The organism is Bordetella genomosp. 13 (assembly GCF_007679965.1).
In the GTDB taxonomy this organism is placed as follows: Bacteria; Pseudomonadota; Gammaproteobacteria; order Burkholderiales; family Burkholderiaceae_B; genus Bordetella.
Genome location: NZ_VEHL01000005.1, coordinates 81,419 through 98,535 on the forward strand (window position 1 = coordinate 81,419; position 17,117 = coordinate 98,535).

Sequence of the window (17,117 nt, forward strand, 5' to 3'; positions counted from 1 at the left end):
AAGTATAGCTGTCACCTATATCTAGAAAGAAGTGATCCCGGAAGCTAAATTGCATTGCACCCCACTAGTCCAATGAGGCTCGCGATGAACTTCCTCGAATACTTGGTTTTTCAGTTCACTAAGTTGGCCAAGTTGTCTCCACAACTTGTTCCGTTGTTCTTGTCCTTGGCAATCTTGATCGCCATGCTGGTTCTGATGACGAGGTGATGTAATGCGAGTTAAGCCTTGGGCAAAGATGCCTACTCAATGGATCCTTGACGGACAGATGGCACGCGAATTCACCTGGGGCACGTCCGGGTCAGCCACTAGATCGACTGGCATCGCCGCTCTTCAGCTATGGATTGCGCTCGTGACTCAAGCTTCGGAGTACGACTCGGAGACCACGCAGGAACCCGTGCTGGAGGTCGAAATGACCTACAACGCACTGAGCACTGCCACATCTCTTAGTAGGGAGTTGGTCGCTGCCGGCCTTTCCGCGCTTAGAGCAAACGACCTCGTTGAAGTTACTGACGTGGGCCGTCGAAAGCGGTATCGCCTGAGCGGCTATCCCGGTGCGTGGTGCAAGCTACCTGCACGAGCACTGTACGGACCCCAAACCGTTGCCGGCTTGCGCATACATCCCTTCAGTCTTTTCTTGAAGCGAACGGTGTACGAATTGGATGCACTGAAGCTCTATCTCTATCTGGCTGCGGTGCGCTCCAATCAAGAGGAATACTCACAAGCATCGTTTGAAACGATCTGCATGAAGACGGGTATCGCCGAGAAGCGAATTCCGCGAGCCAATGCCATCTTGTTGAACGCTCGCTTGTTCGCCAATATCAACCGCGAAGCATCCAAGGAGAAAAGAAAGAACCCCAATCGGTACTACATATTGGGATATCGAGATCTGTTCGTTGGACGACAGGCCAGCGCCTCGTCCTAATTTCTTGATGTACGGGTAGCACAGACCGTGCGTTCCCTCAATATGCACCGGGGGGCGTTGGTGCTGAGGATTGCGTTTCGGCTGGTCTCGCGAGGCCAGTGGCTTGAGTGATGCACGAACCATATCAGGTGGCAGCGGAGCGGGAAGGCGAACAGGCCCACAAGATGCCTTGCAAGTAGGCAAACAACAAATGGGCCCTGTGGTGCTGCCTGGCTACATTCGATCGAAGGCAGAGCCAAGGAGGCTGTGTACGTAAGTCCCGCTATCCGAGTTGCGCAGGTGGGCATAGTGAGCTTTGACTGTCTCGACCTCATCGTGAAGCACGGCGGCCGCCGCATCCCATGCGCCAGGAGCTTGCTTCAAGATTGCCGTGGCGACGATGTACCTGAAACCATGCGCGGCGATACCTGCAGAGCCCCATAGATAGGCTTTGGTCAAGTTGAAAACTCGTGTGTTGAGTGTCGACCAGGGACCGGGTTTAGCGGACGGCCGACGAGAGAGGAACACGTAGTTCACTGCGGACGCGTTCGGTAGCATGGGTCGAAAGACCTTCAGATATCGCTCGAGGTCGGCCCATACGGACTGAGCAATTGGCATGTCGTAAGGCCGGCTGCGAGCGGCTCCGTTTGCGTTCTTGAAGGCATGCCTGTCGATGCGGATATGCCAACTGCCGTCAGGCTTGCGATACAGGTTGCCAGAGTTGTCCGCGTGGTAAGTCAGAAGCTTCAGGTTCTTCGCTCGTAGTGGATTGGAGGCCATAAGCTTGATGAGAACTAAGTCTCTTGCCCAGAGCGCTTCTTCGATGCAGCCAGTCCCAGGGCGGCAGCTTTTCATTCTTGAAATCATGTCTGCCACGGCATCCATCGGGTTGGGGAGCTCAAGCACTTGTCGGATAGGCTCTGTAGGCACTCGGGAGTTCACCATTCCCCGTCTGTGCATCGCTTTCTTGGTAGTTGCCGCCCACTGATAAGAATCACTGCAAGCTTGCTGCCAACAGTCAGGACGCTGGGCGGTGGGCAAACTTTTGTATTGACCCAGCAGAACCTGCTCAGGTTAAGCGGCTAATGCAAATGTCTCAGCCGGGGTCTTCATGCCGAGCGCCTGGTGCGGGCGTCGGTTGTTGTAAAAGCGTATCCAGTCGCCGATCACGCGGCTGGCATGTTGGATCGTCTCGAAGCGATGCCGATGCACACATTGCTCTTTGAGCGTACGGATCACACGCTCGACCATACCGTTCTGCTGAGGGCAATGCGGCGTGATGAACTCCTGGCGCAACCCATAGCCGCGTACCAGTTGTCAGCGCCGAAGTAATACTGACCCCCGGCGCCGAGGTAAAACTGACCCCCTGGGCGATGATGGCGGCTTTTGGCCGCCAGGATGTTGACCCAGGAGCAATCATTGGAGATTCGAGTACTGGCCCGTCAGGGCCACGGCATCAAGGCGATCGCACGTGAGTTGGGTGTCTCGCGCAACACAGTCCGGCGATACTTGCGCGACGAGGCAACCCCCCCCGTCTACGGCCCGAGGGCTGCGCGGCCACGCAAGCTGGACCCGTACACGCAATACCTGCAGCACCGGATCGATGCGGCCCATCCTCACTGGATTCCGGCGACGGTTCTTCTGCGCGAGATCCGTGAGCACGGCTACACCGGCGGCATCAGTCAGCTGAAGGCGTTTCTGGCACCGTTGAAGGTTCGTCCCGCCGAACCCGTGGTGCGGTTCGAGACACCACCCGGCAAGCAGATGCAGGCCGACTTCACGACGATACGGCGGGGCCGCCATCCGCTAAAGGCGTTCGTCGCCACGCTGGGCTACAGCCGCGCTACCTTCGTGCTGTTTTCCGAGCGAGAGGACAGTCCGGCTTGGCTACGCGGATTACGTGAAGCATTCGTTTATTTCGGCGGCGTGCCCGAAGAGGTTCTTTTCGACAACGCCGGTACAGTCGTCACCGAACGAGACGCTTACGGCGAAGGCCAGCATCGGTGGCACCCAGCGCTCGCATCGTTGGCCGATGAGTTTGGCTTTCGTCCCAGGCTTTGCCGACCCTATCGAGCCAGAACCAAGGGCAAGGTTGAACGGTTCAACGGCTATCTGAAGAGCAGCTTTGTCACGCCGTTGGCGGCAACGCTGAAGGCGGCTGGGCTGCTGCTCGATGTCGATACGGCTAATGCCCATATCGGCCGCTGGTTGGCAGAGGTGGCGCAGCAACGGGTTCACGGCACGACGGGTGAGAAGCCCGAAGTGCGCCTTGCTCACGAACGGCACAGTTTGATGAGCCTGCCCAGCGCGATCACTACGCCCCCGGTCATTGCCGTAAAGATTGCAGGTACGGTGATTCCGCACGAGAGCCTGCAGCATCCGCTGTCGGTGTACGGCGCCTTGCTGGAGCATGCCGCATGAACCTGCAGCACGCACGCATCGCCGAACTCTGCACCCAGCTCAAGCTCGACCGCATCGCGGCCGACTGGCCCCATCTCGCCCAGCAAAGCGCCGACGGGCAGGCGAGCTTCGCCGACTTCCTGGAGAAGATCCTGAGCGGCGAGCACCAGGCAAACTGGCGCGCAGCCGCTCGACCTTACTGAAGATGGCAACCTTGCCGGCAGTCAAAACGCTAGAGCAGTACGACTTTGCCTTCGCCAGCGGCGCACCCCGTGCGCAGATTCAGGAACTGGCCAACCTGGCATTCATCGACCGTGCCGAGAACATCGTCTTGCTCGGACCCTCCGGCGTGGGCAAGAGCCACGTGGCCATTGCCCTGGCATATCGCGCCACCATGGCCGGGGTGAAGACCCGCTTCATCAGTGCCGCCGACCTCATCCTGCAGTTGAGCGCGGCACATCGCCAAGGACAGCTCAAGCAGTACTTCAATCGTGCCGTGCTCGGCCCACGTCTGCTCGTCATCGACGAAATCGGCTACCTGCCCTTCGGGCGCGACGAAGCAAATCTGTTCTTCCAGGTGGTCGCCAAGCGCTACGAGCGAGGCAGCATCGTTTTGACCAGCAACCTGTCTTTCCCTCAATGGGCCAGCGCCTTCGCCGATGACCAAACGCTCACGGCAGCCATGCTCGACCGCCTTTTGCATCACGCTCACATCGTACAGATCAGTGGTGAGAGCTACCGGCTCAAGGACAAGCGCAAGGCCGGCAACAACCCGTCTCGGGCTAGGACTGCTGCCCAATAACCCTTCAATCCCAGAGGGTCAAATTTACTTCGGCGCGAGCGCCGACAAAGGGGTCAGTTTTCAGTCGGCGTTGACACGTACGAGAACTCGCTCGAGCATGGGCTGTAGTCTGTGACCTTGGCTGCCCCATGGCGACGGCAATCAACGATGACCGTCCGCTGTCCATAGTTGCCGTCATCGGAGTACGTCTCGAAGCCGTCAGCCGAGAAATCCGGTGCGAACTGCGTGATGGCCTGGTTGAACACCACGCGCTCCTGACGCTCATTCGCGATTGGCTGGCGCTTCTTCGAGGTGCTCACCACGCGGAACTTGCCGTCGGCGATGCTTTTCTCCAGCAGCACATAGATGCCATTGTCGCGCTCGCTGGGACCGAGAATCGGTCCGCTGAAGTTAACCGGTTGGCCCTGTGGATTCTTCACAGGCGGAGCTACTGCGCAGCCAGACACGACAGCCAGGGTTGCCAGTGCGGCAAGGATTCGTACAGCACTTCTCCCGTTCGATGTCTTTGCGCGCATGGCGCATACGGATTGAATGGTGGAGGCAGTGTGAACCAGCGAGTACATCAGGAACTTACTCCTAGGGCTTGAACTGTAGAGTGCAAGGGGGATACGAGCGTGCGCATGCAGCGCAGGCGTGGAGCATCCACGCCACCCCTGGCGGTTTGGTCCGGTGGCTAGCCGTAATGGATTGCGGTTGCGATGCTGTATTTTGGCGGCGTCACTTTACTTTAAATCTACGAAAAGCGTAGATATTTGGTTGCAGATTCGGCTATTACGGGTAGGCGTGTCAGGTCTAGCGGCCACTGCTGACGAGGTCCCATTCCTTCAGCCGCGACCGCTAAATCAGCCCGCCGAGTCACCAGCGTGCGAATCACGAGAGCGTACGGCTGGCGTGACGTGCTATTGCTCCTGGCGAAGAAGTCCCGTGTAATGCCTGCCCGTGAATTTCAATGACTTCAATCATGAGCGAGAGGTTTTTTGACCTGCGCGGCTACATGAGCGCAGACATATGCCGTGTCTACAGCGAGTTCTAGGAGGCAGCGCTTATTCTCTGGGCTGGCGCTTCACTTGAGAAAACGCAGTTTGGGTTGGATGGTTCGACGGCGACGGCATTCAGAATCGGTCTGACTGGAGCACGAGGCTCGGTTGCCTTGTTCAATGGTTGAGCGAAAACTGAACTTGTTTGTGCAGCAGAACCAGCCCTGCTAGCGCAGCTCATCACCGAAACGCGGGGCTGAATTGACATGTGAGTCTGTGCGAGTCACTTCAGAGCTACCGGCACACATGTGTGTCAGAGAACGACGAGCTCCCCTATCATTTGGATGTGTGGTGTAGCATATTGATTCAAAAAGTGGAGGGCGGAATGCGGGCTGGCTTTGTGATGATTGCGGCGTGTGTCTTGGCTGGCTGTAATGCGACCGGGCCGAAGTTAGTTCAATCCAAGGACCCATACACGTCGGAGGTCCAGTATGCCTTTGGTCCGTTGGAAACCGATACCTGCCCAGGACGTCAGCGTGTGAACGGTTTTGCTAATTTGAGCTTCCTGGGGACTGGTGACTTGCACACCATGGCTGTGACCTATGAAGGCTATGGCTGGCTATTTTTGAATCCGGCTGCACCGTTGGACATTCTTATCGACGGGCAAAACAGTCAACTGGCTCCGATACGGTCACCATCTCGCGAGGCTGTCCATGGCGGCTTGGTTAAGGAAAGTGTTTACTACCCAGTCACTAAAGCCTTTGTTCAGAGTTTGGCTAGTGCTACGTCAGTGCAGTTTCGTGTCTTAGGTTCGAAGGGAAGCCTCGAGCAATGCTTAGGGCCCAAGCAGCTGCAAGCTATCCAGGCTGTTGGCCTAATGTTCCTTAAGTGCCATTGCCGCTTGCCCGGCTTGGCTGGCTAGATGTCGCACGCGGGGCGTGCGACATCGCATAAGAACTACCGTCGTCATGGCGACCCGCAGTCATAGCCTGCATTGGATGCGAGTTAGTTCTATTTCTACGACATCTATGAGGCGTTGAGCGTGTCCGCCCAACGCGTTTGTACGTTTGAACAGCGTAGTTATGGCTGCGTGGAATCGTCGCTTACCCGGCCTCGTGCTGGATACGGTGAGGGCCGCGCTCAAGGAGCATGAGCGTCTAGGCGGTGTTAGGCCGGCCTTGCGATTGTTGGCGGTGCTGACCGAGCGTATTTTCCACGAAGGGTGGGGGCTCGGTTCGCTGGTTGCCGATTTCCAACTTGGAGGGCCACTTCGTCGGCGCACCGATTCCTTCACGCTTTTATCTATCGTGCCAGAATAGTGGCTTAGGCTTGCCACGACCCAACATCGAACAGGCGCTCGGGGAGCAATCTTCCGGCACTCATCGTGCTTGGTCGCCGCAGCTTCCACAGTTAAAGCGGAACACTATGGCTACGCTGTTCTTCTCGTATTGCCACGTTGATGAGGCGCTAAGAGACCGCCTCGAGGTTCATCTGTCGCTGTTGAAGCGAGAGGGGCTTGTCGAAGCCTGGCACGACCGGCGCATCGTGGCCGGGTCGGACCTCGATAATTCCATTTCGGCTGAGTTGGAGAGGGCCGACGTTGTGCTGCTGTTGGTCAGCGCGGACTTCATTGCTTCGAACTACTGCTACTCAGTAGAGATGGAGCGTGCCATGGAGCGTCACAGGAATGGTGAGGCTCGGGTGATTCCCGTCATTCTTCGGTCGTGCGATTGGCACAATGCACCGTTTGGAAAGCTGCTCGCGGTGCCTAAGGATGGCCGGGCTGTGGAGTCTTGGCCGAGTCAGGATGAAGCGTTGACGGATGTGGCGAAGGCCATACGCAAGGCGGTGACGCCCGCCAGTGGGGCTGCCTCGCCTCCCGCTATGCCGAGAGCCGCAGCGCCGGCGCTCGGGCTGTCTTCTGCAGCTTCAACTGAGCAGTTCCCTCGGTCGAGCAATCTACGGGTTCGCAAGGAGTTCAGCGACCTGGACAAAGACACCTTTACTGTGGAGTCCTTCAAGTTCATGGGACGTTTCTTTGAGGGCTCCCTGGGTGCTCTCCAGGAGCGTCACCCAGACTTCGTTGGCCGTTTCGAGCAAATCGATGCTCGCAGATTCACTGCGAGCGTCTACAAAGGTGGCAAGGCCGTGGCTGAGTGCACTATCGCTCTGGGAGGCTTTGGCCGCGGCGCTGGGCAGATTACTTACAGTCAGGGAATCTCTGCTTACGACGGCGGCTTCAACGAGGCACTGTCCGTTTCGCATGACAGCCAGCAGTTGTTCTTTAAGCCGCTGATGGGCTCATACGGAAGCCGGGAGGAGGCCCAGCTTTCGCAGTCTGGTGCTGCCGAGTTCATGTGGGCGAAGTTCATCGAGTGGATTCAATAGCCAAATTCTTTAAATGTGCACATCCACGTCGCCAGCAGCGCTGACCCTGCTGGCTAGCTGATTGGCTTGGGGATAGCGCTACGGTCCTGCGCTCAAAGTGTTCGCCGCTGCGCTAAGCAGAGTCTCGGTCGAGCGCAATGGTGTGTTCTTCGAAGTGCCTCCAAAACCTATCATTAAATGATGTGCCTATTGTCCATGCTCGGCGCAATTTCTGGTCTAGCGCGGCTCGATTACTTGGTTCCAGGGCCTTCCTAAACATCACTGCTGCCAAGGCTAAGGCTTCCATAGCACTTTCTTCATCCGACTCCTGCATGCCCGCTCCGTAGTACGCCTCTACGGTCGAGAAGTACGCTGACCTAATCACGGGCGGTAGGTCTTCATCATCATCAGCCGCATGGTGGAGAAGGTGCGCAAATACCGTTGCGAGGCGGGATTTCGCCGGGACTTGGATATCCGTTCTCAGGCTTGCTTTCCAGTACCACACTAGCGTGAGGGCTGGCGCAATAGTCGAAAAGAGCTCTGGATTGGACGAGAGACTCTTAAGCAACATTACGATATTTTGATGTAGTTGCTCATACGGAAGTCTGACGTTCCATATCCCTTCTAGTATTGGCTCAGCTATTATGTCTTCTTGGATAAGACTTGCCGCTTCCGCCACTGTCATGCGTGGCGATAAAATCGGAGGAAGGCTGGCAATTATTGCTTGAATAGGAATATGCAGGGAAACATGCCAACGGCATAAAAGGCTTACTCTCTCTGCGTGTTCGCGTTCGCTAATTATTCCCCTCTCTTTCGACCAGTGAAGTAAATCCAAAGTGCATATGCGTTGTTTGTTTGGTTGATTGTCGGTAACCCAAACGGAAAACCAGGCATCGTCCGAGTAAAGCGTGTAGTTCAGCGTATTCGCCAAAATTCGTATGTCTGTACCATGCGCTGGTGGGCCCTCGTTAGCTGTCTGGCCTTCGTCTAACTCAGGTTCTGGCTGATAAATTTTTGCTGAATATGTGCGCAAAGTTAGCAACAACGACCTAGCTATATCAATGGCGCGGCTCAGAAAGGGAGTTGTAGCAGTTTCTCGAATAACTGCCAGTGTTCTTTGGCTAATTGCTATGTGGGGAAAGATAGAGAAGAGCGCTTCGAATAGTTTTAGGTCATGAATCACTAAGAGTGCTGGGATGTCTAGCAGCGGCGTCTCTGTCGGTGGTGTGGCAGCGTGCCATTCGGTTAAAACCATAGGTAGGTGAAATTGCCTTTGGTCACGTCTCGACAGTTTCGACATAGCCCACAGCTCTAGAGGGTCATTCACTGTCGTGAGCGCTACTCTAGGCCGCCAGCAGTACGGAAGTGGTAATTCTCCCCGTTCGAGCTCGCGTTCGAGAGACCGAGTCCTATTAAAGCGTGCTTCGAAGCCTGGATTTACCTTTTCTAAGAGATTCGTTATGTCCTCGAGGACGGTCCCTTCGGAGACCGTGCCGACGCGGAAATATTTGGAATCTGGGAACCTTTCGGAGAAAGATTTTATTCGCGACTGTAGCTCAGCTGTGTATTCTGGGTCAGGTTCTTGCTCATTAGCGCTGGAGGCGCTAAATGAGGATAAAATGAATATTGCTTCGTCACGTTCATTGCCCTGTTGTGCCAGTTTTCCAAGGCGTCTGGCAATGGCTGGGAGCCTAGGGTTGTTGGGCTCAGTGGAAAAAACCAGGTCGAATAGTTGAAGGACAAGGGAGAATTTTTTGCGGTCGTCTTTTTCCCTAGAAATTAGCGATTCGACAATCTTGGTGGCTTTTTCGTTATCACCGAATCGTATGCTTAACCTTAGATAAGTTGCAAGCGCCAGCTCGTCGGTTGTGTCTTTCGATAATATTTCTTCGAGAAGTCCTATGGCTTCGGACGCTAGGCCAAGCTTGTCTAGAGAGAATGCGAGAATTGTTCTAAGTTTCGAGTGTTCCGGGTACTGTGAAAGCGCGCGCTCGGCCGTGTCTCGCATCTCTCCCCATCTGGCAAGCGTGGCGTAGCAGCATGCCAACCTTGATTGAAGTTCGGGGGTTAATCGCTCTTCATTTTCAATTTCTTTTGCTATTCGTATGTAGGTTTTGGCTTCTGTTCGCTTGTTTGGGTCTAAAGAAATTAATATGTGACTGCCGATTAAAATCGGTTTGTTGTTTTTTTCGTAGTAATCAATGAGGGTTTCTAGTCTGTCTGTGCCTTCGTCGTCTCCAATTTTTTCTTTTCTAGAGAAATTCAGGAGTATCTGATATTTTTCCCAATCCGCTCGCCCATTCAGCACAGCTTCTAGAGTTTGGGCGTCTTGCGACCGAAGCATTTCCTCCGCATGAATGATGCAGATACACAGCATCGCAGGAAATAGGGCGTGGGTGTGGTCACCACTCGCTGCATATTCGAGCGTAAGCTCCAGACACTCGTGAGCTTTGTTGTCCTCATAGAATAGCAGTGCTCGCCGAGCTTTGGCGTCATCCGTAAGTGGTTGCTTTGAATTGGCCGCTAGCGCGATGTCATACTTTCCGCAGTTTGCTGCAATTTTTTCGAGGCAGAACTGTAAATGGATGATGTCAGGGTGCTTTTCCGCAGCGCTCTGGAAGTCTGAGAGGATATGTGAGGTTTTTCCCGTTAGCAGGGCCGCCATCATCCACGCTTCGCATGCCCAGCCTATCTGTCTGGGCCATCCTAGATTCGCCAGTATTCCCCTGGCCGCTTCAAAAGTCTGCCAAGCATTGCTGAGAAGGTCTGTGTCCAATGTGGCTGGGCCGCTGGGCGATAGACGGATACACTCCACGGTAATGCGGTTTAGTCCCAGTGCTAAGTATAATTTGCACTGTGCAGACATTAATGTGATGTGTAATCTCGCGATGTCATCGAGTTGGTGGGACGCTAATTCGTGCTCGCACGATGCGTGGGTGGAGTGGACGTCTCCATTAATAAATTCAACAATACACCTGTCTACTGAAGAATTAGAGCTTGCGTCTGTTGATAGCATGCCTCGCGCGTCATCGATGCGTCCAGACAGCGCAAATAGTCGCGCGGTTAAGCCGATGGCGTCTGGTCCGCTGAGAGTGTTCGCTTGGTCAGCTAAGTCGTCAAATCGCGAGGTGGGCGAATTTTGAAGCCGAATTGCCATGTCGCACTCGATTCGCGCCAAGTGATTTTTAGATGCAGTTGGAACGATGTTGCATGCTTGCGTGTAGGCTTTTAGGGCCTCGCTATCGTTGCCGGTCAACTGTCGGGATTTTCCCAGCAGATACCAATATGCTCCCTGTTCATTAGCCGTGGATTTGCTTAAGTCTGACTCGACGAGGGAGAGCTGCATCAACGCTTCAGTTGCTCGGCCTTGGTTGAGAGCATTGCGAGCTGCAGTCAGTCGACCAGGAACTGTGTTTGCTGCTGCTTCCGGCCAATAGGAGTCGGTGTCGGCTACCGCTTGGAGAAATGCTGCACCCCTCGACTCGAATCCAGAGCCTATTTTTTGTAGCAGGAGGCCTCTACTTTCCGCGTCGGCGCCCGGGATGTTTTTCTTCACTGTTGAGTTTAGACTTTTCCCCAATTCGTGAATCTGCTGTTGTTCTCTCAAGACAGGAAGAACGTCTAGGAGCTCGGTGAGCTCGTTGTGCTTAGGAACGTGAATGGTTATAGTCTGCTGCTGTTCTGATTGTGGTCTGTCAAATAGTCGAGCTAACTCATCATGAATCCACGTGTAATATGCTGGGCATTTCCGGGGGTCTGTATTCGCCGAGAGGTCGCACAGTACGAATAATATTGGCTCCGTACAATCTGCGTAGTAATTCAGCGTGGAAGTTTTTATGGATATAGAAAATTTGTCGCCTTCGGCGCTCAAATTTGGGGTTGTTGTTCCCTTCAATTGCAAGCGAAATATCGCTTTGTACTGCGAATCGTCTACAACTTGGACCTGATAATCTAGGCCCACATCGTCGGTCCCCTCAAGAGACTTCGTGCGCCAAGAAGGCGGGTGGACTGCCGACAAGGTAAGGGCAGCCATATGACCAATTTTTTGCGCTTCGGATTCTTTGGGATGATTCACGATTGAGCTTATGGACGTAGATGTTTGGTTCGGGGTCTTGCTTGCACGCAGTGTTAGAAGGTGGGCTGCTTCGATGACATGAGCTCGATGGATATCGTCCTGAGCCCGATGCAGTAGCGTTAGTGCCAACCAGCACCGCCCAGGGAAAGTCGCGGCTGCCCATTCCGCCTGGGCCACTAGGCGCTCCAGCGGGGCTCACAGAAAACTGACCCGGCATTTGCATCGAAAACTGACGCAGCCCTAATTTGATTGGGTCTGGGTTGCCACAGTTTTGGCTGCTTTACGCTCCTTTTTGGACCGTGTGCTGCCGTTTTGGAGTAGGTACCGAGCAGGATAGAGTTCACGAGGTGGGGCAACTCTGCCGGCAAATCAAAAGTCTATGTCTAAATTTTGACGCTTCGGTCATGGAGGGCTAGTGTTGGCTGCCTGTGAGTACGTCCTGTGTGATAACCGAAGCCTCGGGGAATATGCCGCTTGCGACGATGTGAGTCGCGGTCGCCCTGGGGTCTGCGACAAAGAATACCAATGCCAGACCACGCTTGGCGCGAGTGCAGCACACATAGAGCAGCCGCAGAGTCCGGCTCCACGTGTTGTCCTCACCGTTCGCAAAGGCAGCTCGGTCAGCAGCACTGGCCTGTGCGTCGCCCAGCACCTTCTCATAGTCATAGAGCCGGTAGTCGTTCTCCTCTTCATCCATCACCACGAGCACTCGGTCGAACTGCGCCCCCTTGACGCCGTGCTGTGTCGCGAAAGGAGACCCTTCCGAGAGGTATTGGCCATAGGACGTCAATTGCGGAGCCGGGCAGTCCAGGAGCTTTAGGACGGGCAGGTCCGAAGGCAACCCTCCGTCCGCCTCGCTTCCTTCGGCTTCGGCCGGGGCGCCTTTGAGACCAAGTACGCGTTCAAGACGCTCATCCAGGGCAAGCAGCCCAGTGGCGCGCAAGTGCATCGCCACGTCCCGAATCGAGCAGCTTTCGTCGTTCATCATTCGGACCAACTCCAGTTTGGCCTCCCGAAGCTCGCGAAGCAGATGTGCGCCATTCTTCCCAGCAAGGTTGCTTGCTGCTAGGCGAGGGCAGCGCGCGCGGAGAATGTTCATTGCCTCAAACTCATTTCCGTTCTGCATGGCAGCGACCAGAGGAAGCACAAAGCCCAGGAATGGCTGGACCGGCCAGCCCGTTCCATCCAGAAGTCCCTGCTTGATGCTGTCGGGCGCTCTTTCCGATAACGCTGCGAAGATGCCGTCCCAGCCGAGGCGCTTTGCCGCAATTCGGTGGACGATGACCAGTATCTTGACCGCGAGCTCCGGCTGTACCCAGCCGTCGTCGGCATCGGCCGCTGCACACCATGCCCGCACTTTGGCCAAGGCCTCGTTGCGGTTCATCGTCTTGGGCAGGATGAAGATGCGAGCAGAGCCCTCCACTGGTCGCTCGGTCCCGTCAAGTTCTTCGTGCAGCCCTCGCTCCTGCTTCAGACCATCGCCCTGTGCCCTGATGGCATTTGCGACGTGCAAGATGCTCTGGGCAGACCGAAAGTTCTCTGGCTTTGTGATGCTTTTCCACCCGTCTTCGAGCCCAATCGAGCCTGAACCTCTGAGGTAAATCTTCTGCATTGGGTCGCCGAAGAATCCGATACAGAACCGACCCCGCATTTGTGCCTCCACCATCTTGAAGGACTCGACGACCTCTTCGAAAGTGTCCTGACTCTCATCGATGAAGACGAAGGGGTAGTTCAGCGCCACAAGCCGTCTGAACAGGGGGCGAGTCTTTAGAAGATGGTCCGCAAGCTGAATGATGTCCTCATGGCCCAGTATGCCCTTCGGGTAGTCGCTACCCATGCCATATCGGAACGACCTGACCTTTTCTATCTCCTCCAAATGCCTTGCGAGGCGTTCCTGGTCACGCTTATTGTTGTCGCGCGTGTTCTGACGAACCTTTGGACCGAAGTTCATCGCCTTCTCGACCAGTTCATTAATTCGGCGTTGGAGGTCCATACGCAGCCAAACTTTGATGTCAGCTTGGAAGCTGCTCGCGATGGCCCAGTAGAAACTGTGGATAGTCGAGACGTGCACAAGCGCGTCCGCGTTGACATCCTCTCGGATTTCGTTGGCAGCAACTTCCGTGTACGTGATGCAGGCGACTTTCTGCTTCTTCATCAGCATCGTTGCGCCATGCTCTGCAATGACGCGGTCCATCGCTTTGATAAGCGAAGTCGTCTTCCCGGAACCTGCTCCAGCCGTAACTACGAAAGGCGTCGCTGGGACCGATTTGATACAAGCATGGATTTCCTTATCTGCATCCGTGTCGGGACTGTTCGTGCGTCTGCTCATTGCGCGGCTCCGGCCTCTACAAGGAAAGCACCGTCGTTCACCGGCTCGATGGCGGCAGCGCCAGCCGCGACAGCGACCTCCGCCTCTTGCTCGTGTGCGACTCGCTCCTCTAGCCAGACCAGTCCTTCTGAGATGTAGGTTGGCACCCTCCACTGGTTGAGCGGTCCGCTTGCCAGAACCTCCAATGCGAATCGAGTCTTGTCGAAGCTTCGGCTGACCACACGCTTGTGTAGCCCCAGAGCAAGCTCCTCAGGCGTGGTGGCTGCTTTGCGCAACTTGAGCCCAATCCGCCGATTGGCCGCAGCTTGGCACCAAGCCGCATTCTCAAGGCCGAACGCTTCTTCCAGGGTTCGACCGCAACGCTCCACCGTATTACCCTCGACCGTAACCGGTATTGGTGTCTGGTAGGCAACGCGGACATGAGCGTCGGTCGCGCTGGCAAGTGCAAAAACTTTCTGCTCGGGGGTGGCTTTCCAAAGCTCATCTACGGAATGCTTCTTCGGGAGCCAGCTAATGAGCGTCTGGTTCGCCGTCACCGCGTGCGGAACGTGCGCATGACATGTACTTCCGCGCTTCTTGGACGTTGCCTTCTCACCGCCATCGCCCTCACCGACCTCTTCGACCTCGAAGGGCCGGAGCTCATCTTCATCCTCATCGGCGCCCACGTCAGCAGTTGCGTCCTCCTTGACCTCTACGCTGTCCAGGTCGGTGACGACCAGCGTGGTGAGTCCGACGAACTCGATGAGCTCCTGGAAACGATGTGCGAACGCCCCACCGACCTCCAGAATGGTGAGCGCAGATGAGCGTAGCCGCGGCGCGGCCGTCTCAATCATGGCGGGCATCAGCAGCCGCTCGACATTTCCCTCCACCAGCACGGCGGCATCCGAAAAGAACAGGTCACAGTGCGTGAGTTTGAGGTATCGCTGCAGGAACTCGCGTGCCTCCTTTTCGGTGTCGCCGGCCTTGAAGCGAGAGAGATTGCGGACGTCGGTGTGGTGTTCCAACTCGGCACTGACACGGCGGAAGTAACGGATTGGCGAGAACCCTCTTTCATAGAGGATGTGGGGAGAGTGCGTCGTCACCACCAACTGCGTGTGGAAGAAGGAGTCTTGGTCCTCCTTGTCCTCCTCGAGCAGCTTGAGCACGTTGCGGATGAAAACCTGCTGAATCTGCGCGTGCAGATGTGCCTCAGGCTCCTCGATGAACACGAGATGCAACGGGGCTCGCTCTGCTTCATCACGGTTCCACCGTTCGTGCAGGTCGAGAAGCTCGACGACCATGTACACGAGATTCTTGAAACCAAGTCCGTTGTAGCTATCGGGCAGATGTGCCGGGACGTTCCCTGGAACAACATAGTGGACTTTGGCATCTTGTCCGAGGACAGTGCTCGGTTCCAAAGCGGCTCGAATAACGATGTCAGGGTTGTTAACGCCGGGGTAGCCGAGCTTCTTGAGCCGGTCAAGGGTGTCTTTGAAGACCTCCTGCAAATGGAAGTTCAAACCCTTCTCGGAGGCATCCAGAGCCTGCAGAGCTTGGTGGTCGTCGCCACGCTTCTCGAGGTGGCGCTGGTAGAAGCGGCTGAGCTTGCGGGATAGGTTCTCCGAACGGGAGCTGGTTCCTTCGTCCGGGTCGTCCAAGTGGCGCTGAGCGCGCAAAAAGTCGACCTTCAGCAAGGACTTGATGACCGCTGCACCTCCCCTGTCCTTGTCTCCGGCTATGGACAACGGAGAGTAGTCAACGTTTTTCTCTCGATACCCCTCGAACTCACGCTCGTCTAAGACGTAGTAGCGAAAGGTGTATTCCGTTGCCAATGCCTTGGTCAGGTACTTGGTCAAGCTTTCTGGCCATGGCTTGTAGTCACTAAAGTCTGTCCCAACCGCACCGGCGGCACCCTTTGCCTTCGCCGCTTTTTCAGCTAACGCCTTGGCCGCCTCGTTGCCCTTCCCGCGCAGGTTTCTAAAACGATGAAAAAGTTCGTCTTGGTTCTTTGGCTCAAAGGCCACACGAACACCGACGCATTTCCCATCCCAGTCGGTACTAGGAAGCAGCGGCATAGCTGCAACCAAGTCCTGTTCACCCACGCGGAACCACATGTCGAGCGAAATACTTGGAAGCGATTTCTGTTCCCCTCCCTCATCTGGAATAGGCTCCCCAGCTTCATCAATGCCAGGCCAAAGCGCGGCGCTGAAATCAAAGAGTTCAAATCGCTTCGCATCCCCCCGCAATAGGGAGAACAATCCCTGGACTGCGGAAGTCTTTCCACTGTTGTTCGCGCCAACAAAAATGGAAATCTTGTCGTCTAGCTCGATTACGACATCGCGCAACCTGCGGTAGTTCTGCAGCCGATAGGCTTGGAGCCTCATGGACATCCCCTCTGGTAATTCGCTGTTCAACGCCCAAGGCTAGAAAGCGAGCCGCAACTATTTTTTGAAATTTCAGGCCGGCGACCGCCTATCAAAGACCAATGCGGAGCGAATCAAGCCATCTCTTTATAGAGTGCCAACCGTTACAAGAGCTTACCGCGCAGAAATGGGATTAGCCAACACGTTGAACTATTTCTGCGGCGCAGACTGTTCTCCCAGTCATAGGGCCCGCGCCAAACGTTGGCTTAGGCCACCCTGACGCAGGGGCGCACCCGGCATTTGCACGTTTTGCGATGAACTGTTCCCATAAGCTGGCATTTCGTGAAGAAGTCAGAAACACGCAGTGTCGGCCAGCAAAGAGCGTGGCCGAAACGGTGTTTGGCGTTGGGCTTGACCATGCTCTTCGCAAGATACTGGGCGACACGAAACCCTAGATGTAGTCCTGCTAGAAGCCTATAAGCCAGCGGTTGCGCGACGCCAGCCCCGCTCACCGACACGGGGCTCGAGGCCCCGCTTGCTCACCAACTTGGCCCGGCCGATAGCCCGGGAGGCGGCGATTCGATGGGCTGGCGTAGCACCAGCTCGATGCCTAGGAGGCTGAGGAGTTCCAGGATACGGTCGGCGCTGACTTTGTCGGCGTTGCGCTCAAGACTGGAGAAAGCCTGTTGGCTGATGCCGAGACGCAAGGCGGTATCCCCCTGGGTTAACCCCTTCTGGTTGCGGAAAGCTCGAAGCAATGTTGGCAGCTGTCCCGCCGTCCGGACTGTGAAATCGGGCATATAAACCTTATGTGCACGTCGTTCTACATGCTTTATACGTAAAGCAAAATACAACTGATGAGTTGTATTTTTCTTTTACAAAACAAAGCTTGTGGGAAATGGGGGCATCACCGGTGTCAAGCGC

The 17,117-nt window shown here is 55.6% G+C and carries 10 protein-coding genes and 1 pseudogene; 4 read left to right on the forward strand and 7 right to left on the reverse strand.

The features are described from left to right. Window positions 1-349: 349 nt before the first annotated feature. Window positions 350-922: a hypothetical protein gene (locus tag FS845_RS13745; RefSeq protein ID WP_222129992.1), complete on the forward strand. Its 573-nt coding sequence runs from the start codon at window positions 350-352 to the stop codon at window positions 920-922. Between the two features lie 213 nt (window positions 923-1,135). Here FS845_RS13745 and FS845_RS13750 read toward each other — a convergent pair whose 3' ends face one another. Together FS845_RS13750 and FS845_RS13755 are read right to left on the reverse strand one after the other, a co-directional pair. Continuing rightward, entirely contained in the window at window positions 1,136-1,777 is a 642-nt protein-coding gene (locus FS845_RS13750) for a hypothetical protein (protein WP_144636049.1), read from the reverse strand. A gap of 198 nt (window positions 1,778-1,975) precedes the next feature. Further along, window positions 1,976-2,197 (reverse strand): integrase core domain-containing protein, encoded by a 222-nt coding sequence (locus tag FS845_RS13755; protein WP_260986281.1) that lies wholly within the window; start codon window positions 2,195-2,197, stop codon window positions 1,976-1,978. A gap of 102 nt (window positions 2,198-2,299) precedes the next feature. On the opposite strand from FS845_RS13755, the gene istA reads away from it, so the two are divergent. Together istA and istB are read left to right on the forward strand one after the other, a co-directional pair. Then, entirely contained in the window at window positions 2,300-3,322 is a 1,023-nt protein-coding gene (istA, locus tag FS845_RS13765) for an IS21 family transposase (protein WP_144636052.1), read from the forward strand. Then, window positions 3,319-4,103, forward strand: a pseudogene (gene istB, locus FS845_RS13770) (IS21-like element helper ATPase IstB). Before istA ends, istB begins: the two are co-directional and overlap by 4 nt. Before the next feature lie 53 nt (window positions 4,104-4,156). On the opposite strand, the gene FS845_RS13775 reads toward istB, so the two are convergent. Then, window positions 4,157-4,666: a hypothetical protein gene (locus FS845_RS13775; protein WP_144636055.1), complete on the reverse strand. Its 510-nt coding sequence runs from the start codon at window positions 4,664-4,666 to the stop codon at window positions 4,157-4,159. 1,839 nt (window positions 4,667-6,505) lie between these two features. On the opposite strand from FS845_RS13775, the gene FS845_RS13780 reads away from it, so the two are divergent. Beyond that, the gene (locus FS845_RS13780) at window positions 6,506-7,468 is read left to right on the forward strand and encodes a toll/interleukin-1 receptor domain-containing protein (RefSeq protein ID WP_144636058.1); all 963 of its coding nucleotides are present in this window, start codon (window positions 6,506-6,508) and stop codon (window positions 7,466-7,468) included. Window positions 7,469-7,580: 112 nt separating this feature from the next. Here FS845_RS13780 and FS845_RS13785 read toward each other — a convergent pair whose 3' ends face one another. The 4 genes from FS845_RS13785 to FS845_RS13800 form a co-directional block, all read right to left on the reverse strand. Beyond that, window positions 7,581-11,522 carry a DUF4365 domain-containing protein gene (locus tag FS845_RS13785; protein WP_144636061.1) on the reverse strand — a complete coding sequence of 1,314 codons (3,942 nt, stop codon included), beginning with the start codon at window positions 11,520-11,522 and terminating at the stop codon, window positions 7,581-7,583. A 412-nt stretch (window positions 11,523-11,934) separates the two neighbouring features. Beyond that, a complete protein-coding gene (locus FS845_RS13790; RefSeq protein WP_144636064.1) occupies window positions 11,935-13,851 on the reverse strand; it encodes an ATP-dependent helicase in 1,917 nt (638 codons plus the stop codon). Continuing rightward, entirely contained in the window at window positions 13,848-16,214 is a 2,367-nt protein-coding gene (locus FS845_RS13795; RefSeq protein WP_144636067.1) for an AAA family ATPase, read from the reverse strand. Before FS845_RS13795 ends, FS845_RS13790 begins: the two co-directional genes overlap by 4 nt. Window positions 16,215-16,732: 518 nt before the next feature. Further along, a complete protein-coding gene (locus FS845_RS13800) occupies window positions 16,733-16,993 on the reverse strand; it encodes a helix-turn-helix domain-containing protein (RefSeq protein WP_144636070.1) in 261 nt (86 codons plus the stop codon). Window positions 16,994-17,117 lie beyond the last annotated feature (124 nt).